The sequence below is a fragment of the Mucilaginibacter aurantiaciroseus genome, assembly GCF_024055595.1.
Lineage (GTDB): Bacteria > Bacteroidota > Bacteroidia > Sphingobacteriales > Sphingobacteriaceae > Mucilaginibacter > Mucilaginibacter aurantiaciroseus.
Genome location: NZ_JAMXOF010000001.1, coordinates 905,199 through 925,451, shown reverse-complemented (window position 1 = coordinate 925,451; position 20,253 = coordinate 905,199). Strand labels below are relative to the sequence as shown.

Genomic DNA, 20,253 nt, shown 5'->3' with positions numbered 1-20,253 from the left:
TTTGTAATACATCAGTAATGATTATATTAGCTTCCCCAATGTAAATGCAACTTTATCATTTAATTATGAGCTTATTTTCCCTATTCTGCGTCGTATTACTGGCTATATCTATCACCCTTATACTTTGCATTGCATTTTTCAGCCTTCTTAAATATATCAAGAAACGTTATTACCCAACCTGGAAATTTCCCGATTACATTAGCGTAGGCTATGCAGAATACTTGTACCATAAATTTATTAAGAAGGACCTGCCAAGGTAAATCCTACCTTTAAACCCTTACCGTACTGTACTGTATAACCTGCACAAAACGTTCGTTGCTGTGCGCATCAATCGTATATTTGCAGCCCGTGTAAAATATCAGCACGACTTGGTAGCTCAGCTGGTAGAGCAACTGACTCTTAATCAGTGGGTCGAGGGTTCGAACCCCTCTCAGGTCACCAATCAATTGCAAAACAGCCTTTAAACGTATTTAAAGGACGTTTTTATGTTTCATAAAAGTGATTTTTTACATAAAATCTACCTAATAATTGATCTTTGTTTCATAATGGCTTCACAAGAATGCAGTAGACAGAATTTAACCAGGGAACATCGAACTCACTATATGCATTTTTACTCTGAATCAGCACTTTGATAGATTTTTGGTAATCTTGATAAATTCTTTAATGCCACATCCAACAAGGGCTAATACCGGCTTTTTTACAGAAGAATTAACAATTTTTCCTTCCAAAATTGTTAACTGGCGTTAACTATCGCTCTTGATCTTCTTATAATCAGCGCCATCCAAACCACCGGTAACGAGCAAATCTCTTGCCCTTACAATTTTATCATGGTATTCGCTAAGTTGCTTTTTAAAGATAACGCGCACGGTGTTAATTTGATGTAATAAAGGTATTGATCAATTTTAATGAGCCATCCTTGTTATGATTTAGTTCGGTTACTTTAATATTACGCAGATGCGTTTTGCTCGATAATTCGGTGTCATGGTAAAAAACATACCATTTGCCTTTTATCTGCAAAATAGAATGATGGGTTGTCCAGCCTTGCACGGGATTCATAAATACGCCTTTATAGGTAAAAGGGCCTAACGGACTGTTCCCTGTTGCATACGCAAGATAATGCGTGTCACCAGTAGAATAGGTGAAATAATAAAGATTATTATATTTATGCATCCATGATCCTTCAAAAAAGCGCCTGTTATGGTCTTTACCCAATAACGGTATACCTAAACTGTCATTGATTACTACATCTTTAACGGCACCGTCAAATTCCAGCATATTATCTTTCAGTTTGGCAACCTTACAGGTTATGGCTGGCGTATCATCCTGCTGAAGATCGGTTTTTGAGCCATTGCTATCATATTTGCCATTCTTCCATCTTTACAATTCAACCAAATAATGTAAATCAGTTTCAGACACAAACTGCATTTGAACAGGAGGTGCTAAATGATTATATTAATTGCATCCAAACAAATATGACGCTTAATAATAAGAAAGCGACTTACCTGATCAAGTCCAGAAAGGCTTAAATTAAAGATATTTATTTGACAGCGTTTTTTACAGTATTTCTTGTCGCCTATATCACATTCTTAGCTAAGGTTAAACTTCATGCTCTAAAAATTTTCTTTAAAAACCAAAAACTAAATCTCCACGCCAAAAGTTGCATGCTGGTCGATGTCGCCACGCGCCGTATTTATACAATTGCAGACGTCAACGATAGCGAAGCTAATTGCTAAAAGCCTGTCGACTCCGCATTAACATCCAATTCCACCATAATATTTTAAGTATTATCAGTACTTAAACAAAAGTAGCGATAGAAGCCATTTTTTTCAAATCTTCAAAAAAAGAGTTCGGAAATTGTGTACTAAGGGTCACTTAGAAGGGGTTCATTATAGAACGCCTTCTTTTTCAGCATAATAAACCCCTCATTTACAAGTCCTTGAACCACTCTTTTATTTACAATAAAAGAGTTCGAGATTTAGCAAAGTTATACTCTCTTAAGATAATTTAATAAAAAGTTTACTCTATTCTCTTGGGAAGGCTGTTTTAGAGTTCGGTAACGTTTTAAGGCTACAATATTGTTATAACACGAATGACGTCAATTACAAATCGAAACTCTTTTATTCTTTATTATAGTTCGGTTTAGTAACTAAAGGGTATGGGTATCTTTATTAACAAAAAAGCAATGTCAAATGCTGAAAAAAGGAGAACATATTGAAGGAACCCGTACCGAATTGCGAGTACTAATCGACCAAGAGCCCGAACGAATTCATTTTTTGAAGCCTATCAAAATCTTATAAACAAGGCTACCGCGATTGGGTGGGATCAGCCAAACAGAAAGAAACCAGAAAAGCTAGGGCCGACAAAGCAATAATTATGCTCCGCAACGAACAAAAACCATTGAAGACCTAATCACTCTTTATCTAAGGGATAACCTTTGCTAATCCAATTCGTTTGCAAATTAACCGGCAGATTCAGCAGTTTAATGTTTGTAAACCCCATTTTTTTTAGAATCAGAAATGCAGGTTTAATATTCGGGCACTTAGTAAAAGGGCAACAACCGCAATAAATAATGACCATCGTGTTTTTTGACAGCGCAGCTAATGAACTTTTTAATACTTTTAAATTTTTATCTTGACTTACCGCGCCAATGTGTTTTGCGCCTTTGATATCTTCGACCGCGCCAATATTTAATACAAGCGGCCATTTAGATGGTGCTTGCTTTAGAGTGGCCGCTAAAAACGCAGGCTCCAACAATTCACTTTCCGTCCAGGGGTAATTGTTCAGGATAGATGGTACAACAACCGGGGATGTCTGCGCTTTTGCCAATGAAGACGATAAGCTGCCAATTAACAGGCAGCAAATGATTAAGCGTATTTTATTGCTCATTTGGTTGAAATTATGATGACCTTTATTACAAAGATCAAATTTTATACATGAAGGTAATGAAAAATCACATTGGGATGATTTTTATTTTTATAAAACTTTTGATCAGGTAAGCTGGACGCAAGCAGTTCTGCAGACATCCCTGGATTTCATTCCCCAGATTGCCTTATCCAAAAACGCAAGAATCATCGACATCGATGGGGCGATAGTATGCTGGTAGATTTTCTTTTACAGAAAGGCTTTCAGAACATTACCGTTTTGGATATTTTAGCAGCTGCAATTGATAGGGCGAAAGCCTTACTTGGCGAAAAAAGCAAACTGGTTAAATGGGTGGTCTCTGACATAACCGAATTTAAAACGGACGATCATTTTGACCTTTGGCATGACCGCGCGACTTTTCATTTCCTAATCCGTAACAGCCAGATAGCTGCTTATCTGCAAATTGCGGGCAGATCAATCAATAACCATATGGTGGTTGGCACTTTTTCTAAAAATGGGCCGGACAAATGCAGCGGTTTGCCGATCAAACAATACACCGAAGGAAAATTGCAAAACCAGTTGAAAAAATATTTTGAAAAGATCAGTTGTATCAATCAAGATCATATCACCCATCTTCAAACCAAACAAAACTTTCTATTCTCCAGCTTTTAAAGCAAAGCATCAATTAAGACGTTAAATTACCGTTATCAGCGCATCGTTATCCGGCACCTTTAACCAACCAATAGGTGCTAAACTGTGCCCCAGGCTTTGTAGTGTTGCTTCAAATGCCGCAGCACCTTCTTCCGCAACGGCTACCAAAAGGCCGCCACTTGTTTGCGGGTCAGCCAGTATATATTGCTGTTCTTCGGTCAGCGCGCCTATTTTACTTCCGTAACTATTCCAGTTACGTTGCGTGCCACCGGGAAAGCATTTTTGTTCCAGATAACCTGCTAAAGACGGGATAACCGGCACCTTATTAAATTCAATAATAGCTGATAAACCGCTACCCTCGCACATTTCTGAGAGGTGGCCCAGTAAACCAAAGCCGGTTACATCCGTCATTGCTTTTACATCATCCATCTGCCCGAATACTTCGCCCAGTTTGTTTAATGTGGTCATGCTACTTAGTGCAATAGCTGCATCTTCCGGCAACAATACGCCTCGTTTTTGAGCAGTTGACAAGATGCCAACCCCTAAAGCTTTGGTAAGATATAATTTGCAACCAGGGGTTGCAGTCGAGTTTTGCTTCAATTGCGTGATATTGACTATACCGTTTACCGACAGGCCGAATACCGGCTCGGGGCAATCAATGCTATGACCACCTGCTAATGTGATACCGGCTTCGGCGCAAACAGCGCGAGAACCTTCCAATACTTTTTGAGCAACTTCCGGCGGAAGTTTATCAATTGGCCATCCTAAAATAGCAATGGCTAAAACAGGTTTACCACCCATAGCATAAACGTCGCTGATGGCATTAGCAGAAGCAATCCGTCCGAAATCATACGCGTCATCCACAATCGGCATAAAAAAGTCGGTAGTGGAAATCAGGGCGGTGCCATTGCCGAGATCCAATACCGCGGCATCGTCCCTTTTATCATTACCAACCAATAAATTTGGATCGGCAACGGGGGCAATATTACTATGCAGTATCTTGTCTAAAATGGCAGGGCTGATCTTACAGCCACAACCCGCACCGTGGGAATATTGAGTTAGTTTAATTGTTGTTGTATCCATTATATAGCTGGCGTATTGATTGTAAAATTTAAAATATGGTTGGCTTGCGTAGCGATGTCTGCATCGGCAAGATCAAGCGATACGACTTTGGATGCGTCTCGTTTGCTTAGACCGTTGCGGTAAGTTTTATCATAATATACTAACACTATCTTCACAAAATCTTTCATGCGGCCTTCCATGATCGCTTCGATGGCAAATTTAGTTTGCTCCGGGCCAAGCCGTTTGCGGATGCGTTCGGTAGACTCCATCAGGAAATCTTTATCTAAGCAACCGTATTCGGCGGCCAACGCGTTAACGCGTTGTTGCAGGCCTACCTTAATATCGATAATTGCCGCTTCCCGCATTTGATGCCAAAACGGATTGGGGATAGAGCGTTTACCAATGGTCAGGCTTTCGTCCTCTACCCAAACCTTTTTTTGCAGGTCTAATGCTTTTAACTGGCCGGCCAGGTTATTTTCAAACTGTTCCTGGGTAGGCTGTATCATTTTATTCATACTGCCATAAGAGGAGCCCTGATGCTGTGCCAGTTCTTCGAGGTCTATTACCTGTTCACCTACCAATCTTAATTGACGTAACAATTTGGTTTTGCCCGAACCGGTCATTCCTCCCAGTATCTGCAATTGATATTGCTCCTCGAATTGCAGGTGCACCCAAATACGGTATTTTTTATAGCCGCCTTGGATAAGATAAACCTCGAAACCGTAGAGATCAAGTACCCATGCCATTGCGCCGCTGCGCATACCGCCGCGCCAGCAATGTACCCCTATCTTTTTATCGGGTGCAATGATCAAAGCTTCCTTAATAAATCCAGACCACTTTGAACCCGTTAAATCAAAACCTAAAAGGATCGCTTCCTCCCGGCCAACCTGCTTATAGGTCGTACCCACTTTTACTCTTTCTTCGTTGCTAAACAAAGGTTGATTAAATGCGCCTGGAATGTGTCCATGCTCAAATTCGGCTGGTGTGCGTACATCAATCAGCGGAACAGAAACATCCATCCGTAGAAAATCGCTTAGCGCTATTGGTTTAATCATCGGGACAAATATACAGTAGTAATTAAACTATATGGTGGCGAGGCATGTAGATAATGATACAAGCACCGATAAGTGCGATGCCCGCGCCGATCATATCCCAGCGATCAGGTTTAAACCCATCCACTTTCCAGGCCCACAGAAGTGCCAGTACAATAAATACCCCGCCGTAGGTTGCATATACACGGCCAAAATTGGCTGTCTGCCAGGTGGCAGCAATGCCGTATAAAGCTAAAATGACCGCACCTGCCAGTCCGTACCAATAGGGTTTATCTTCTTTAAGCCATTGCCAGATGAGGTATCCGCCACCGATCTCGCAGATGCCGGCCAAAATAAATAGAAGTAAAGATTTAATAACGTTCATGGTAATGGGGATAAAAACCAAATATACTTATTCCTGCTATGCTGTTAGATGAAAATCCGATATGCCTGCGGATCATTGACGACCGTTTTGGTAAATCAGCAAGCGAAGGCCATTGAACACCACAACCAATGTAGAATCTTAGTGACCTATCACCGCCGGGCCGATACCTTTTATTTTCAAGCTTCTCTCCCACTAAGGCGTTTAAAAATTTTCGCGGAAAATACCCATAACTTAATGTTGCACATCTCGCAATGCTTTAATAGCCGTTTTCTTGTTCGATGAGAGAATATCCTTTTTTTCTTTGCTCATCGGTACTTACACGGACATATAAATAGGCTGATACTATAATATGAAATATCTTATACAAAATCAGCTAATTAGATAACTTTATGTGATAAAATATCAGCTTACAATGAAGCCATTTTCTTCAAATCTTCAAGAAAAGAGTTCGAAAATTGTGTACTAAGGGTCACTTAAGGAAACATCATATCATGGATGTTTCCTTTTTTTGTGCCTATAAAAAAAGGATAGCCAGACCGTTTGGCCGAAACAAAAAAGAGTTTGAAATCATTTACGTTCAAATGCTTGAAATCTGAAAAAAAAATCCCCTGATCAAATTGAATTTTCTGATTTATAAATAATTTTCTTGCTTTAGAAACAAAAGGTTATTGTTATTCAATTTACTTAAGCAACAGTATTCGCTCACTTAAATGTTCATCGCGTTGAATGTTTACATTTATATCCTCTAAAATAAGATATAATAATTTTTCAACGTCAAAACAATGCTTTATTTGATTCAATTTATACTCATAATCACCGTTGAGTACATTTGCTTTAAATCTTGTTTTGCAACCCGTTCCATAATGATAATACGGGTATCATTTTGTTTTTACTTTGGAAAAGCTTCCGCTTAATTTTCTACTGCATACGGGCAAACCAAATATTTGGGTAAAATGAACATTTCGTTTATTTCATCTACCTTACTTGCTATTTTTTCCTTTTGTATTGATAATGTTTTGAACTTCGTAAAATAATGTCTGAGAAATTAATGCTTCATGAATGCCTTTTATTAACTATATTTCTTTAGGCTCATTTCAAATCAACGAAATATAGCTGCAATAAACCGGGTTCCGAAGAAGCTTTTAAAAACGCGATCTGGAGCATTTTAATCCTTTGGCGTTGGCCATTTTTCTTACTTGATTAATAGGATAGTCATTTTTCTCAAGTTACTGAAATGACCGTTTGATTAGCTCGGCTTCGGGTAGATGCTGAGATCTATACTTCTTACCGTCCGGTGCTGTTAGATTATTGTACCCTAAAGATGCTTTGTTCGGATATCGCCCCGTCTGTTTTATTCTACGAATTCCATTCGATGTATTTAGTGCTCTTCTTCCATTTTCTACTTCGGTTATAGCGAGATAAACAGCAAGCATCACGGAACTCTCAGGGATGTCAAAATCAATTGGTTGATCAATAGCCGTTGCGGTTGTCTTATATTTTCTCAATAAGCCTATCATTTCATAAGCATATTTAATATTGAGGCTAAACCGGTTGAATTCTACAGCCTCGCCGAGATTGTTTGACCGTAACGACAAGCCAAGCGATTACTTTGTAAAAATCAACTGTGGCAGCGCCCCCTATTTGTTTTTCGATCTCGTTTTCGCCGTTTATAAAACGTTGAAATAACGACATTTGAATATAAAACCTATTAAAAAACAATTGAAAACGTGTGCAAATTATTAACGAATGAATATTTCATATCCCAATCGTATACATTGCATATATTTTTAACAATAGTTAAACCGAGGCCGGCACCTTCTGAAGTACTCCCTTTTTGGAAGCGGTCAAAAATTGAATTGCTATTGAGCGGAACGGTTAAACCCAAATTTTGGATTGTAAGCTTATCATTCGTTAGGTAAATATTAATGCTACCCTTACTTTGATTATGCCGTATAGCATTGCTCAGCAGGTTGTTGAGTAGAATATCCATCAGGTGTTTACTAACCATAACTTCTTTACTGCCTAACTCGGCATAAATCCTTATTTCCTTAGATGCAGATAACTCCTGAAACTGCCTGATCTTATCATTTATCAGCTGGTTGAGGTCCAGATTATCGTTATCTGCTATCAAATTGTTTTCTATCTTAACCAATAACAACAACGACTGGTTTAGCCGCGATAATTTCCCGGCTGCTCCATAAATATCCTGGATTTGGTCGAAATGTTCTTTTTTTAAGGTTTCATCCTGTATCAATGTATCCAACTTGGATGTGATAACGGCAAGTGGTGTAAGCATCTCGTGTGATGCATTTTCGGTAAATTGTTTAAGATTTTGGAAATCAGTTTTTACACGGGATGACATTTCTGCAATAGCATTATCCAGATCCGCAAACTCATCAACTTTGTTGTTTGTTAATATAAATGAGCTGCTTTCTGATATATTAAATGCTTTCATATGTGCCAGCAGGCCAAAAAAGGGTTTCCACAGATCGTTGAGTATATACCTGTTAGTTAACGATAATATGGTTAGCAACGCAAGTATTAATACAAGGGTAATAGCTGTAATTATCTGTTTAAGATAAACTGTGCTTTCGCTGGATTTAATTATCCTGATTCTGTAATTATCGCCTTTAAACTTTATACCACCTTCAAACGCCCGGCCACTTTTATCGCCACTTTTGCGTGGATTTACATAGGTAGTATCAAAATACCGGGGGCTGCTGTTTAGGGCATTTGTTTTTATGAATTCTACCTGGTTCTCGTCAATATCAAACTGTTTAGGCAACAGCTGATTTTGATGCACATACGTAATCACTTCAGAAACTTCTTCACCCAGTTCTTCATCCAAACGGTTATTTATGATCTTATCGATAGCGAAGAAATAGATAACCGCACCAATTAAAAGTACCGACAAGGTGACAACGATGTTTACCTTGTTATAGTGTGCAGCCAGTTTCATCTATCCGTAAATTTATAACCAATGCCGTAAATAGATTTCAGATAATCGTTAGTGGTGACATCAAGGATCTTTTTTCGCAGGTTTTTAATGTGCGAGTAAATAAAATCAAAATTGTCATGCATATCCATTTCATCACCCCACAAATGTTCGGCAAGGGCGGTTTTGGCAATTACTTTTCCTTTATTGGCTATAAAATATAATAGCATATCATACTCTTTACGGGTTAAAATTATCTCAACATCGTTTATAAAAACCGTACGGCCAATAAGGTTTATCACTATCTCGTTAAAAATAAGGTTATTGTTGCTACTGGTAGCTTTACGGCGAAAAACCGCCACTATCCGGGCTTTTAACTCCGCCAGGTGAAAGGGTTTAACCAAGTAGTCATCTGCACCTATATTGAGGCCTTTTATACGATCATCTAACGAATTGCGCGCCGATATGATGATGACGGCCTCACCCCTCATTTCATTTTTCAAATAGTTTAACAGTTCAAATCCTTCCCCATCGGGCAGGCCAATATCAAGTAATACAAAATCGTAATTGTATGAAGCCAGCTTAGCCACTGCATCTGCAAGTGTAGCACTGCTTTCGCAAATGTTATTATCCTCGCTTAAGTAGGTTAGCATGTTCTCCCTAAGCCCTTGCTCATCTTCAACAATAAGTATTTTCACGTTTTTAAGTTACAACTATATGTGCAATGAAATGGGGTGTTTAATTGCTATTTACTCAAACAATCTGAATAAAATCTGTATTAACTCCATCAAGATGCACCTATGCCTGCGCTAATTCAGTTTTTCTTCAGATTTACAGTATATCTTTAGGGCTATCACTATTTTTAATTCCTATGGCTTTAATAGAACCAACCCGTCACGACGTACAACATCCTTCCGCATTAAAGCGATATTCGTTTCCACTACGCCTTTGGCACTGGGTAAACCTGATCGTGATCAGCGGTTCGTTAATTACTGTATTAATTAATTCGACCATTACAGATGACCGTGCCACATCAAAGTTGATGAAAGATGAAATTCAAAAAACAGGCACAACTCTAACAGATAATCAAACTCAAACTGCCGCACACGCCTTAAGCGATAGCGTATGGGGGGTACACATCTATTTTGGCTATGCACTGGCAGCGCTGCTCGCCTTTAGGCTGATATTGGAGTTTTTTCAGCTGGCCGATCAAAAGTTTATCCGCAAACTAAAAAGCGCCTACCGGCAATTTAATACCATCAAAAAAAACAGGGAGGTGGCCAGGCACGAGCTTACTGTTAAAGCCATTTACGCAATATTTTACGCGTTACTTTTAGTAATGGCTATTACCGGATTATTCCTTGCTTTCGAAGATGCCCTGTCAGCTTATAAATCCATCAGGCATTCTGTTAAAGAGGTTCATGGTTTTTGCATGTACCTTATACTGGCATTTATTTTGGTACACCTAATTGGCGTTTTATTGGCAGAACGTAAGAACGAAAAAGGCATTGTATCTGATATGATAAACGGCGGCAACACCAATAATTGATCTGTTAAATGAATTATCCGTCACAAATACATCGATCATCAAAATCACGTCTATCTGAAAAGCAATTAGAATATAACCGGATTAATGACGTGGTAGTTGAATTTATAAATACCCAATCTGAAACTAAAGATGCGGAATTTTTGTGGTTAGAAGTAATTAAAAAAGGCTATAAAATGAGTATAACCTCGTTTTATAGCCGCCTTAAAAAACTGGTTGAAGCAGGATTGATCGTAAAAGTGCATGTTGCTAACAACAAGTTTGTTTACAAACCAACCCGGTACTAATTACTTAAACTTTAAAGCCAGTGTTACAATATTAGAGTTTAAGCCTGTAGAGCGCATATAGTGCCCGGCCCTTAACTCTAACGATGTAAAGTGTGCGTTGCCAAACACTCCCTTTGGCGGAGATAGCCTAATATTGGCGCCAACAAAATTACTGTGTAAACTGGTAATTTCAATAAACTGTATGCTCCAATACAACCGTTTCTATTAAAATTTAAATGCTAAATCTGTATTTAATATGAATTTTGGAGGTAAGTAATTTATTTAATCATTTTTAACAAATTAGCTGTTATTTACCATTTATAAGCTTTGCCATAGCAAAGGCAGCCCCTGCTGCCAGCGCGCCTATAATTACTACTTTAAATGCACCGCTTATAGCAGGTTGCCCAGTTAACTTGCTTTTAAAATAGCCAAAAATAAATAGGCTTATCAATGTAACTATGCAGGAATAGTATAATGCTGTTTGAGAACTATTAACCAAAATATAGGGCGAAAGAGGAATTATACCACCTACTATATAGGATGAGCCAATAGTAATTGCGCTTTTGGTAGCGCGGTTGGCGTGGGGTTCTTCCAACCCTAATTCATAACGCATCATAAAATCAACCCACTTATCTTTATCCTTTGCCATTTCATCGGCAATTTGTTGTTGCAATATTTCTGACAGACCGAAACCGGCAAAAACCTCTTTTACCTCAGCTTTTTCTTGCTCGGGCAACCGGTCAACTTCATCATATTCCCGCTTTAATTCAGAATTATAATGATCAACTTCGGTACGGCCTGCCAAAAAGCCTCCCAAGCCCATCGCGATAGACCCGGCTACAATTTCTGCAATACCTGCCGTAACCACTATAGTCGACGAACTTATGGCGCCACTCAAACCTGCAGCAAGCGCGAAGGGTACTGTTAAACCATCGGACATACCTATTACAATATCCCTGATGGTTTCTGAACCGGTAACGTGATGTTCTTTATGCATTTCTATTATAATTTTTTGGGAAATCAGACGCTTAACAAATACTTATAAATTTAGACCTTAAATCTGATTTTATTCTGAATTAGGTTGTGGCTGCAAAATATGCAATGCAGATATTTATCAATAACTGTTGTCAGAGGGCCCTTCAGAACACAAAAGCCTCAAGTGGAAAATCTTTTGGCTTTTGGCTTTTGGCTTTTGGCTTTTGGCTTTTAAGGCAAACTCAGCTAAGTAAGTATTTAATACTTCAGGTAAATATTTAGATTACCGCTTAAAGCTGCCAAATAATTTACGGTTTTTTTTATTGGAGACTCATTTATCTTTACTTTTAAATTTATAAATAACAGCTACGATATAAATAAAACAGTTTGGCGCAAACATGATCGCTAAAATATCGTACTTCAAACTAATAATAGCTTAAGCTTAAAAAATGCAATCAAAAAAAGTATTGATATCCGGCGCAAGTATAGCCGGCCCCACATTAGCTTTTTGGCTAAATAAGTATGGCTTTGATGTAACTATTGTTGAACGGTCGGCCGAACTTCGGTTAGGCGGCCAAAATATTGATGTAAGAGATGCGGCAATTAAAGTGGCAGAAAAAATGGGCGTCGCAAATGAAATACTGGCTGCCAATACCGGAGAGTTAGGTATCCAGTTTATCGATGACAAAAATAATGTCCGCGCCTCTTTCCCGGCCAGCGGTGCAGACAGCTTTACCGGCGAGATGGAGATCATCAGAGGTGATTTGGTTAACATTTTATATAACCATACCAAAAATGATGTGCAGTACCTTTTTGGTAAATACATAACCGCGTTGAATGAAACGAGTGATGAGGTAACCGTTATTTACAGCGACGGACTACAAGCAAAATTTGACTTGGTTATCGCCGCTGATGGGGTACGCTCTAAAACAAGAGAATTGATGTTCGGTAACGAAGCCGATTTGAAATATATAGGTATATACAATGTTTACTTAACCATACCTAAAACACAAACGGATACAAATTGGGCCAGATGGTACAATGCCGCGGGATCAAGGGTAATAATGTTGCGTCCCGACAACGAGGGAACAACACGGGCTTCTTTCAGCTTTTTATCTCCGGAAAAAAATTATCAAAAGCTGTCGCGTGCAGAGCAGAAAAAATTTTTAACTAAAAAACTATCAGATGCAGGCTGGGAAGCGCCGAGGTTAAGCCGGGGCATAGCAGATAGTGATGATTTTTATTTTGACGCTGTAAGCCAGGTTATTGCACCAAGATGGTCAAAAGGCAGGTTGGCCATGATAGGCGATGCTGCTTATTGTCCTACACCCATCAGTGGGATGGGTACATCGCTTGCTATAATAGGTGCTTATATATTGGCAGGCGAGTTATCGCAAAATACAGATCATTCAAAGGCGTTTGAAGCGTTCGAAACGAAACTCAGGCCGTATGTAAAGTTAGTGCAGAATCTGCCACCCGGTGCGCCATGGATAGTCCATCCAAAATCTAAATGGGGAGTTAAGGTATTAAACACTATAGCCGGGATAATAGCAAGTAACTTTTTTCAGCGTTTTGTGAAAACATTCAAAGGAAACCAGGAAAAAAAAGATGAGTTTACCCTGCCAAATTATAGTAAAAGTTAATTAAGATTGGAAACTGTATGCTAAGGTTCACAAGAAATTAAAAAAGTCCCTATACTATTGTTTAGGGACTTTTTTAATCATGTTCTATGATTTACTGAAACATTTCCGGATAAACCGTACCATCGGTTGCAGGCAGGGTTACACCTGTTAACTTGCAGATGAATGGGGCAATATCCACCATGTTCATCACCGGTATAACTGTTCCTTTTTTAAGGCCGGGGCCGAAGGCTACAAAACCTGTTTGGATCTGTTTGTGATCCGGGTAAAAGCCGTGGGTGCCTTTCACCTTGTTAAACTTTTGGGTTAAGGTTTCGGTGCCATTACCTATGGTAGTACCATTTAAGCCGCTAAGTGCAAGCTGCACGTTAGGGTCGGCGCCAACTTTATCAAGGCCGGCTTTATTTATTACCTGGTAGTATTGTTTAATAGAATCCGGCTGTTGTGCTAAAATAGCGGTCACTTTGCTTAATGTAGCCTTATCGTTCTTATCTTTCAATTGCAGGAATGTTGAACCACCCGATGAATGGAACTGCGCTTTCCAGTTACCTGTTTTCACATCGATAATTAAACCGGCTTGCTTCAACAGTACATTTGGGTTAAAGCTGCGATATATATTCTCGAAACCGTGATCACCCAGGATGATTATTAGCGTGCTATCTGCAATTTTAGCGCGGTTAACAGCTTCTACTAAAGTTTTGATAGCCCTGTCTGCCCCTGCTACCGATGCTTTTACCATGTAGTGGTCGCGGCCGTTTTCGTGTTCATAATGGTCAGTACAGGCAAGATGAAGTGCTGTGAAGTTTGGCTTATATTTTTTAATGATATAACCTGCAATACGGGCCGCATTTTCATCTTGTATCAGCTCATCGTTGTTCGCGTTAAAGTCGTTTGCTTCCAATAAACCTGTTGCATTATCCTGTACCTCTTTCCATAAGATTAAAGGTTGGGTACCAGCAGCTGTGTATTCCCTTGCATCGCTTATGTTTTTATAGTTCCAGTATTCCGGGATCCTGTAATCTATCGGAGCGTTGACTGTAACCGGCCAGCGTACGCAAGCTGTAGTTTTACCCGCCTTGTGCATAGCATCCCAAAGGGTTGGCGATTTTATCAAACTATAATCCCAGTACCATTTACCTGTTGCTCCTTCGGCCTCAAACGGTGTATTGTAGTAAATACCGTGTTTTGCCGGGGTAACCCCCGTTATCATGGTGGTATGATTCGGGTAAGTTACCGACGGGAACACAGGGTTTAACCCTTGTGCTGCAACGCCGTTCTTCATTAATTCCCTTACAGTAGGCATAGCGTAATTAATGCTATCCAGGTAAAACTCGGGCCTAAAGCCATCTACCGTTACCAGTATCACGTATTTGGCCGCAGGGGCTTGTGCTTTGGCACTTTGTTTAAGGCCCAATATTGCGACAAGCGCTATTAGTGTACAGTATATGTTTATTTTCATATTTGTGAAATTAAAATCCGTAACGTAACCCTAACTGGAACTGATAAGGATTACCGCTTAAGTTTGATACACCGGCATTGGTATTAACGCTATATACATACTGTTGCTTAGCGGTATCAAAGCTTTTAATGTTGTAAATAGAAGTTGCACCAAGGTTATGGTTCACACCCCAGTTTCTGTTAAGTAAATTTGTTACGTTAAACAAATCCACTGATAACTCAACGTATTGTTTCTTAGCAATCGCCAGCTTCTTGATCAGCCTTAGATCAACCACACCATAGAAAGGGTTAATACCACCGTTACGCTCGGCAACTTTACCAAAACTGTTACGGATGTATTCTTTCATACCTTTTTCAACTTTAGGGTTGTTCAATACCGCATTGATACCATCTTTTAAGTACTGCGGTGTTGATGAAGCGTTAGGATCATAGATGTAAGCAAGATCATTACTTGCTACAAAGTCGCCGTTAACGTTTCCGTTAACAAATAATGAGTAACGTGTACCGCTTAAGCCCGAGAACCTAACACCAGCGCTAATACCGTAGAATGTTGGTGAGCTACCGTAAGCTACAATTTTGCTCCTGAACTGGTTACCAGAATAGCTCATGCCACCAAGGTTACGTGGATCATCTTTTACGTATTGTACCAGCGTAGCGGTGTTAGCTACGTTACCATTGTAAGAAGTATTATCTTTAGTTTGGTTCCAGGTGTACGATACCGAAATTTCCCCTTGTTTATAATACTTATAATCGGCATCAAAAACAAATGCCATTTGGTTTACTTTACCAACGCTTTCCAGTTCTAACACACGGCCAACCTGAGTGGTTTTTCTGCCTTGTGTCCAGTCAACTGTACCGTTTGTGGCGTTGATGGTACTTGCAGGCACATATACACCTCTATTGTCCTCAGCCGCAAGGCGGAAGAATGGTTGGTCTACCATGTTTTTATCAAGGTAGGTGTAGTTGTTACGGCCTAAGCTTAAATATCCGCTTGCGGTAATCCTAAAGTTTTGAGCGAAAAAGTGCGAGTACGATACGTTCGCTTTGTACACAACCGGTACTTTGGCATCTTTACCATTCATGTTAATAGTTGCCAGTTTTGCTATTGCAGGGTTGTTTAGCAGATCTAAACCCGGTGCCGTTGACGGATTGTTTCGGTACCCCGGGAAGTTTGGCGTTGGTACTAAAGCCGCGTTGGTAATATCTACACCTACAATGTGCGAACCATCAAACAACATGTTGTTGATCATAGAATACGGGTTTAACGCCGAACCTAAAATACCACCACCTAAACGGATAATGTCTTTACCATCCTGGCCTACATCCCATGTGGCCTGTACCCTTGGCTGCACCTGGAAGGTTGCCAGTTTGTTAGATGTATTTAAACCAAGCGTATTGTAAACAACCTGGTTAAAGTTTGCCTGGTCCAGGTAAGTGGTGTAATCTGCACGGATACCCGCTGTAAGGTCAAAACCCGGAAACAAGGTGGTTTGTACCTGTGCGTATAAGTTTGGCGCAAGTATGTTGAATTTTATATTCCTGTCTGATGATGTGTAGATATCTCTTGCATAACGATACGGGGTAAGATTATTGAAATTTGTTAAACCGGTAAAGTAAAAACGGCCGTTTATTTCGCTACCATAAATGGAGTTTTGGTTGGTGAAAGTTAAGCCACCACCAAAGGTGAAGTTGTATTTTCCTTTAGTCCAGTAAACGTTATCTGTTAGCTGGGCAACGTTATTATTGAAATAATCGCCTCCGTAACGCTGGCCGCCTAACTGTATAGCAGTTGTGTAGGTAGAACCATCAGCCGCAACAGACGGGATATTTTGCACAATAGCACGCGGGATATTATCTTCAGGCAACTGGCTGTTCGCAAACATTTTATTGTATTCCCAGTAATGCTGAATTTTCAACTCGTTTGTTAAATTAGGGCTCAGGATACTACGTAACGATGCCATTACGCTGTTGTTTAAACTTTTACGTGTGCTGTACACCTCGTAAATATTAATAGCGGTATTATCACCATCAGACTGGTTGTCCAGATCGTAAATAAAGTTATCACGTATGGTGAACAAGTTCTTAGAGTTTATCTGCCAGTCGATACGGGCGAAACCTGCGTGTGTATTCTTAAATTTATCAAACTGGCCAAACTGAGGCGAGCTTGCCACACCATATTTATTTCTGGCGATGGTTAAATAGTTATCTAAAGTAGCCTGGGTTACATTATAACGTTTTTCGTCATCTGCCGATTGGATGCTGGCAATGTATAACGGCCTTGAATCTGCCTGATGATCCCAAGCGATAAAAAACTGCGCTTTATCTTTTACGATAGGCCCACCTAACGAGAAACCGTATTGGTAGGTAGAAAAAGTTTGGTTACGTTTTAAACCATTTAAGCCATACTTGCTTGATAACCAGTTGGCACGTGCATATGTAAATGCACTTCCGGAAAGCACGTTGGTACCAGATTTGGTTACCGAACTTATAGTACCGCCACCTGCATTACCATAAGTAACATCATACTGGTTGGTAACCACCTGGAACTCCCTAACTGCCTCTAACGAGATAGAGTAAGCTCCTGTTGGCTGGCCACCGGAGATTGTACTCCTTGCTGCCATACCATCAATGGTATAGTTAGTTGCCGATGCCAGCTGGCCGCTTAAGCTACTACCCGCGCTCAATGGCGACAGATCTGCCAGAGAGGTAAAGTTACGGCCGTTAACCGGTAACTTCGCAATATCATTAGCGGTTACAGCAGTGGCAGAACCAATGTTCTCAATTTTATTACGGGTTGATGGTGCTTTGATCTCAACAGCGTTAAGCTCCTGTACTTTTTGCTCCATCGCAAACGAAACCTGCAGCAGGTCGCCCTGGTTTAATGAATAACCAGTTTGCTTTTGCGTAGCCAGGCCCATTGCTTCTACAGTAATACTGTAAGGCGAACCTAATGGAAGCTCTTTCAGTAAAAATGTTCCTTTTGAATTAGATGTAGCTTTAATTGTAAAGCCGGTAGATTCGTTTTTAACGGTAATGGTTGCATTTGGCAACAATGCACCACTTGCATCAGATACTTTACCGGATATACCGGCCAAATTGGTTTGTGCCATAGCCGCTGTTGCAAACAGCAAACTAAAAAGGCAAGCAAGCCATACTTTTTTGAGGAATTGTTTTTTCATGCTTAATCGTTTATGAGTTTTAATTAAGCGCAAAAGTGTAGGAGTAATATTAACGGCGGGTTTGCTCAATGTTAAACTTACATAGTTATTAGTTTAAGTTCAGGTTAAGGCCTTAACAACCATGATAACTATTTATAACGAAACCTTTTTATTGTCGCAACAATTTACTAAATATTTAGTTTAAACATCTCAAACCTTAAACATGAAAAAAGCAATTCTATTAGTATCCCTCATGGCAAATTATTCTTTGGCGGGGGCCCTTACGCCGGTTATCTGATGTCGGAAAATGTTAAAAGTACATCCACAGTAGGGCGTAAAACAGCCCGGGAAAAACATTAATTATACCATTGGCGATAATTTTGATGATCTTAAACGGATGGATTATGGTATTAATGCAATGGCTGGCTTTGCCTTTAACAGTGGCTTTCAGTTAAGTGCGGGTTATGGATTTACGAATGTTTTACCAGAACAAAACGATGTTAAAATTAAAAAACGGATATTTTATATAACTTTTGGGTATTCGTTATAGGCTAAAGCCTCAAACATATGTTTATAAACCAAAAGCCTTTCAAGTTCAGTTGAAAGGCTTTTGGTTTATAAATATTGTAATTCGCATATTAAAAATCTTAAATAATAAATTTATATATCTCATTATTAGATATATAAAAATAAATACCTACTTATGGGTATTGTGGGCACAGGTATCAAAAAATACTTTTGAGTTCAAACAAAACTATATGATGAAAGCACTACCTAAAAAAATTATCGCGGCTGCATTTCTTTTCATGATGGTATGCAGTGCATCATGCAAAAAAGCAGGAGAACTATCTGATGCTATAGACGATGCGGTTGATGACGCCATTACCGAACTGTTATCGGTAAACGCAATAACCGAAGACCTTGACAGGACCAGTAACCTCGAAAACTATGTAGACCAGGTGGTGTTAAACAATAAGTTGATGAGTACCTCGAGTATCCAGATAGATCTGCCGCAATCAATCCCCTATTCTTTCCGCCGCAAAAAATTCACCTTATCAGGTTCGGCATGGACGCCCACTACAATTAATTATAGCGGCACTATATCAAAGTCATTTTTCACCAATAAAAACTCTTCTAACACGCTAAAAATATCCATTCAGGCAAATGAGCCTGTTGTGCGCGTAAATGGCACTATTGCGACAAGCAGTTCAGGGTCGGGCACAGGAACCGGGACCGGTAGCGGTACCGGAACAGGCACTTCATCAACTTTGGTTGATAAGGACGTTTCGGGCAAGGCTTATAAAACTGCAGGTTTCTCTTTCACGCTACCGTCCGGCTACAAAAGCATGAAGATCCGCACGACTGAAAAAAATAACAATTACCGTAACCTGGCCGACCTGTTTGTTCGCAAAGGTTCGGCACCTTTTGTTGAAGGCCCTGTGCCGCCAACCTACCAACCCAAATACGCATGGACAGCCGACTATCACGAGATAGGTGTAAACCGCAATGACCGTTCGGTTACCATCATTAACCCGTCATCCGGCACGTGGTATGTGGCGCTTTACGGCTATAATTCAGATTTCGATTCGCAGGTTATCATAACCGTGACAAAATAAAATCTAACTTTATTGCAATCAAAAAGCCTTTCAGTTTGACGCTGAAAAGCTTTTTCAACTATTAGTTATTGGGAATTACAACAATAGCCCCTTCAAATCCGCAGGAGAATAATTGATAGACTTTAGTGTTTTATTATCCGCCGTGCGGAACACTAAAAATTTCTCTTCTTCCTCCTTGTAATGTGCTTCGCTTCCGTCTTTCTTCAAGTAATGTGCAATGGTTTCATTTGCTTCTTCGATGGTATTGCAGGCTTTGCTCATGTTTGAGCGGTGCACCTCATCAAACAGGGATTTAAATTTATCACCAAGGCCAAACTCCAGTATGGCACCTGCCAGTACGTATTGAATATCGCAAAGAGCATCGGCAATTTCAACCAGGTTGTTGTCGGCAATGGCTTCCTGTAGTTCCCTTACCTCTTCGGCCAAAAGGGCAACGCGCAGGTCGCAGCGGGCTTGTGATGGTATAGTTGGCTCATCAAGAACCGGGTGTTTAAACGTTTTATGAAATTCGGCAACCTGGTTTAACGGCGATGCTTCCTGCATGTTATAATAGCTTTATAAGTGTTAATGATTAAGCCAAAGCTACTAATTTTTGATGCTTTTTACAGTGGAACCTTTTTAATAATCTACTAATGAAAAACCTCTCCCAATGTTAAGTTTATATATAA

The 20,253-nt window shown here is 39.7% G+C and carries 18 protein-coding genes, 1 tRNA gene and 1 pseudogene; 8 read left to right on the top strand and 12 right to left on the bottom strand.

What is annotated here, in order from left to right; translation table 11 throughout:
* The first annotated feature begins 65 nt into the window (after positions 1 to 65).
* Together NAF17_RS04270 and NAF17_RS04265 are read left to right on the top strand one after the other, a co-directional pair.
* The gene (locus NAF17_RS04270) at positions 66 to 260 is read left to right on the top strand and encodes a hypothetical protein (protein WP_252756739.1); all 195 of its coding nucleotides are present in this window, start codon (positions 66 to 68) and stop codon (positions 258 to 260) included.
* A 105-nt stretch (positions 261 to 365) separates the two neighbouring features.
* Positions 366 to 441, top strand: a tRNA-Lys gene (locus NAF17_RS04265).
* Positions 442 to 743: 302 nt separating this feature from the next.
* Here the strand turns inward: NAF17_RS04265 and NAF17_RS18045 are convergent.
* The gene (locus tag NAF17_RS18045) at positions 744 to 866 is read right to left on the bottom strand and encodes a hypothetical protein (RefSeq protein WP_256474417.1); all 123 of its coding nucleotides are present in this window, start codon (positions 864 to 866) and stop codon (positions 744 to 746) included.
* 4 nt (positions 867 to 870) lie between these two features.
* A complete protein-coding gene (locus NAF17_RS04260) occupies positions 871 to 1,308 on the bottom strand; it encodes a family 43 glycosylhydrolase (protein WP_370340874.1) in 438 nt (145 codons plus the stop codon).
* A 981-nt stretch (positions 1,309 to 2,289) separates the two neighbouring features.
* Here NAF17_RS04260 and NAF17_RS18260 point away from each other — a divergent pair.
* Positions 2,290 to 2,409 (top strand): annotated as a pseudogene (locus NAF17_RS18260) (YdeI/OmpD-associated family protein); the annotation flags it as partial.
* Here NAF17_RS18260 and NAF17_RS04255 read toward each other — a convergent pair.
* On the bottom strand, positions 2,410 to 2,754 hold the full coding sequence (locus tag NAF17_RS04255) for a rhodanese-like domain-containing protein (protein WP_252756737.1): 345 nt from the start codon (positions 2,752 to 2,754) through the stop codon (positions 2,410 to 2,412).
* A gap of 339 nt (positions 2,755 to 3,093) precedes the next feature.
* On the opposite strand from NAF17_RS04255, the gene NAF17_RS04250 reads away from it, so the two are divergent.
* Entirely contained in the window at positions 3,094 to 3,534 is a 441-nt protein-coding gene (locus NAF17_RS04250) for a class I SAM-dependent methyltransferase (protein WP_252756736.1), read from the top strand.
* Positions 3,535 to 3,555: 21 nt separating this feature from the next.
* Here the strand turns inward: NAF17_RS04250 and selD are convergent, their stop codons facing one another.
* The 5 genes from selD to NAF17_RS04225 form a co-directional block, all read right to left on the bottom strand.
* Positions 3,556 to 4,596, bottom strand: coding sequence for a selenide, water dikinase SelD (gene selD, locus NAF17_RS04245; RefSeq protein ID WP_252756735.1), 1,041 nt, complete (start codon positions 4,594 to 4,596; stop codon positions 3,556 to 3,558).
* The gene (gene mnmH / locus NAF17_RS04240) at positions 4,596 to 5,630 is read right to left on the bottom strand and encodes a tRNA 2-selenouridine(34) synthase MnmH (protein WP_252756734.1); all 1,035 of its coding nucleotides are present in this window, start codon (positions 5,628 to 5,630) and stop codon (positions 4,596 to 4,598) included. The genes selD and mnmH overlap by 1 nt, the downstream gene beginning before the upstream one ends.
* A 22-nt stretch (positions 5,631 to 5,652) precedes the next feature.
* On the bottom strand, positions 5,653 to 5,991 hold the full coding sequence (locus tag NAF17_RS04235) for a YnfA family protein (protein ID WP_256474416.1): 339 nt from the start codon (positions 5,989 to 5,991) through the stop codon (positions 5,653 to 5,655).
* A 1,708-nt stretch (positions 5,992 to 7,699) separates the two neighbouring features.
* The gene (locus tag NAF17_RS04230; RefSeq protein WP_252756732.1) at positions 7,700 to 8,950 is read right to left on the bottom strand and encodes a sensor histidine kinase; all 1,251 of its coding nucleotides are present in this window, start codon (positions 8,948 to 8,950) and stop codon (positions 7,700 to 7,702) included.
* Positions 8,947 to 9,624 (bottom strand): response regulator transcription factor, encoded by a 678-nt coding sequence (locus tag NAF17_RS04225; protein WP_252756731.1) that lies wholly within the window; start codon positions 9,622 to 9,624, stop codon positions 8,947 to 8,949. The genes NAF17_RS04230 and NAF17_RS04225 overlap by 4 nt, the downstream gene beginning before the upstream one ends.
* A 173-nt stretch (positions 9,625 to 9,797) precedes the next feature.
* Between NAF17_RS04225 and NAF17_RS04220 the strand changes: the two genes are divergently transcribed.
* Entirely contained in the window at positions 9,798 to 10,475 is a 678-nt protein-coding gene (locus NAF17_RS04220; protein ID WP_252756730.1) for a cytochrome b/b6 domain-containing protein, read from the top strand.
* A gap of 8 nt (positions 10,476 to 10,483) precedes the next feature.
* Positions 10,484 to 10,759: a hypothetical protein gene (locus NAF17_RS04215; RefSeq protein WP_252756729.1), complete on the top strand. Its 276-nt coding sequence runs from the start codon at positions 10,484 to 10,486 to the stop codon at positions 10,757 to 10,759.
* A 286-nt stretch (positions 10,760 to 11,045) separates the two neighbouring features.
* Here NAF17_RS04215 and NAF17_RS04210 read toward each other — a convergent pair whose 3' ends face one another.
* The gene (locus NAF17_RS04210) at positions 11,046 to 11,735 is read right to left on the bottom strand and encodes a VIT1/CCC1 transporter family protein (RefSeq protein WP_252756728.1); all 690 of its coding nucleotides are present in this window, start codon (positions 11,733 to 11,735) and stop codon (positions 11,046 to 11,048) included.
* Positions 11,736 to 12,162: 427 nt separating this feature from the next.
* Here NAF17_RS04210 and NAF17_RS04205 point away from each other — a divergent pair, with 427 nt between their 5' ends.
* Positions 12,163 to 13,356: an FAD-dependent monooxygenase gene (locus NAF17_RS04205; RefSeq protein ID WP_252756727.1), complete on the top strand. Its 1,194-nt coding sequence runs from the start codon at positions 12,163 to 12,165 to the stop codon at positions 13,354 to 13,356.
* Between the two features lie 91 nt (positions 13,357 to 13,447).
* Here the strand turns inward: NAF17_RS04205 and NAF17_RS04200 are convergent, their stop codons facing one another.
* Together NAF17_RS04200 and NAF17_RS04195 are read right to left on the bottom strand one after the other, a co-directional pair.
* Positions 13,448 to 14,812: an alkaline phosphatase family protein gene (locus NAF17_RS04200; protein WP_252756726.1), complete on the bottom strand. Its 1,365-nt coding sequence runs from the start codon at positions 14,810 to 14,812 to the stop codon at positions 13,448 to 13,450.
* Positions 14,813 to 14,822: 10 nt separating this feature from the next.
* Positions 14,823 to 17,990, bottom strand: coding sequence for a TonB-dependent receptor (locus tag NAF17_RS04195; protein WP_252756725.1), 3,168 nt, complete (start codon positions 17,988 to 17,990; stop codon positions 14,823 to 14,825).
* Positions 17,991 to 18,727: 737 nt separating this feature from the next.
* On the opposite strand from NAF17_RS04195, the gene NAF17_RS04190 reads away from it, so the two are divergent.
* A complete protein-coding gene (locus NAF17_RS04190; protein ID WP_252756724.1) occupies positions 18,728 to 19,585 on the top strand; it encodes a hypothetical protein in 858 nt (285 codons plus the stop codon).
* 75 nt (positions 19,586 to 19,660) lie between these two features.
* Here the strand turns inward: NAF17_RS04190 and NAF17_RS04185 are convergent, their stop codons facing one another.
* A complete protein-coding gene (locus tag NAF17_RS04185; RefSeq protein ID WP_252756723.1) occupies positions 19,661 to 20,128 on the bottom strand; it encodes a pyrophosphohydrolase domain-containing protein in 468 nt (155 codons plus the stop codon).
* Positions 20,129 to 20,253: the final 125 nt, after the last annotated feature.

What these genes read in the sequence shown, in the direction of transcription:
- NAF17_RS04270 (WP_252756739.1), top strand. Translation starts at nt 66, where the DNA reads ATGAGCTTATTTTCCCTATTCTGCGTCGTATTACTGGCTATATCTATC.
- NAF17_RS04250 (WP_252756736.1), top strand. Translation starts at nt 3,094, where the DNA reads ATGCTGGTAGATTTTCTTTTACAGAAAGGCTTTCAGAACATTACCGTT.
- selD (WP_252756735.1), bottom strand. Translation starts at nt 4,596, where the DNA reads ATGGATACAACAACAATTAAACTAACTCAATATTCCCACGGTGCGGGT.
- mnmH (WP_252756734.1), bottom strand. Translation starts at nt 5,630, where the DNA reads ATGATTAAACCAATAGCGCTAAGCGATTTTCTACGGATGGATGTTTCT.
- NAF17_RS04235 (WP_256474416.1), bottom strand. Translation starts at nt 5,991, where the DNA reads ATGAACGTTATTAAATCTTTACTTCTATTTATTTTGGCCGGCATCTGC.
- NAF17_RS04230 (WP_252756732.1), bottom strand. Translation starts at nt 8,950, where the DNA reads ATGAAACTGGCTGCACACTATAACAAGGTAAACATCGTTGTCACCTTG.
- NAF17_RS04220 (WP_252756730.1), top strand. Translation starts at nt 9,798, where the DNA reads ATGGCTTTAATAGAACCAACCCGTCACGACGTACAACATCCTTCCGCA.
- NAF17_RS04215 (WP_252756729.1), top strand. Translation starts at nt 10,484, where the DNA reads ATGAATTATCCGTCACAAATACATCGATCATCAAAATCACGTCTATCT.
- NAF17_RS04210 (WP_252756728.1), bottom strand. Translation starts at nt 11,735, where the DNA reads ATGCATAAAGAACATCACGTTACCGGTTCAGAAACCATCAGGGATATT.
- NAF17_RS04205 (WP_252756727.1), top strand. Translation starts at nt 12,163, where the DNA reads ATGCAATCAAAAAAAGTATTGATATCCGGCGCAAGTATAGCCGGCCCC.
- NAF17_RS04200 (WP_252756726.1), bottom strand. Translation starts at nt 14,812, where the DNA reads ATGAAAATAAACATATACTGTACACTAATAGCGCTTGTCGCAATATTG.
- NAF17_RS04195 (WP_252756725.1), bottom strand. Translation starts at nt 17,990, where the DNA reads ATGAAAAAACAATTCCTCAAAAAAGTATGGCTTGCTTGCCTTTTTAGT.
- NAF17_RS04190 (WP_252756724.1), top strand. Translation starts at nt 18,728, where the DNA reads ATGATGAAAGCACTACCTAAAAAAATTATCGCGGCTGCATTTCTTTTC.
- NAF17_RS04185 (WP_252756723.1), bottom strand. Translation starts at nt 20,128, where the DNA reads ATGCAGGAAGCATCGCCGTTAAACCAGGTTGCCGAATTTCATAAAACG.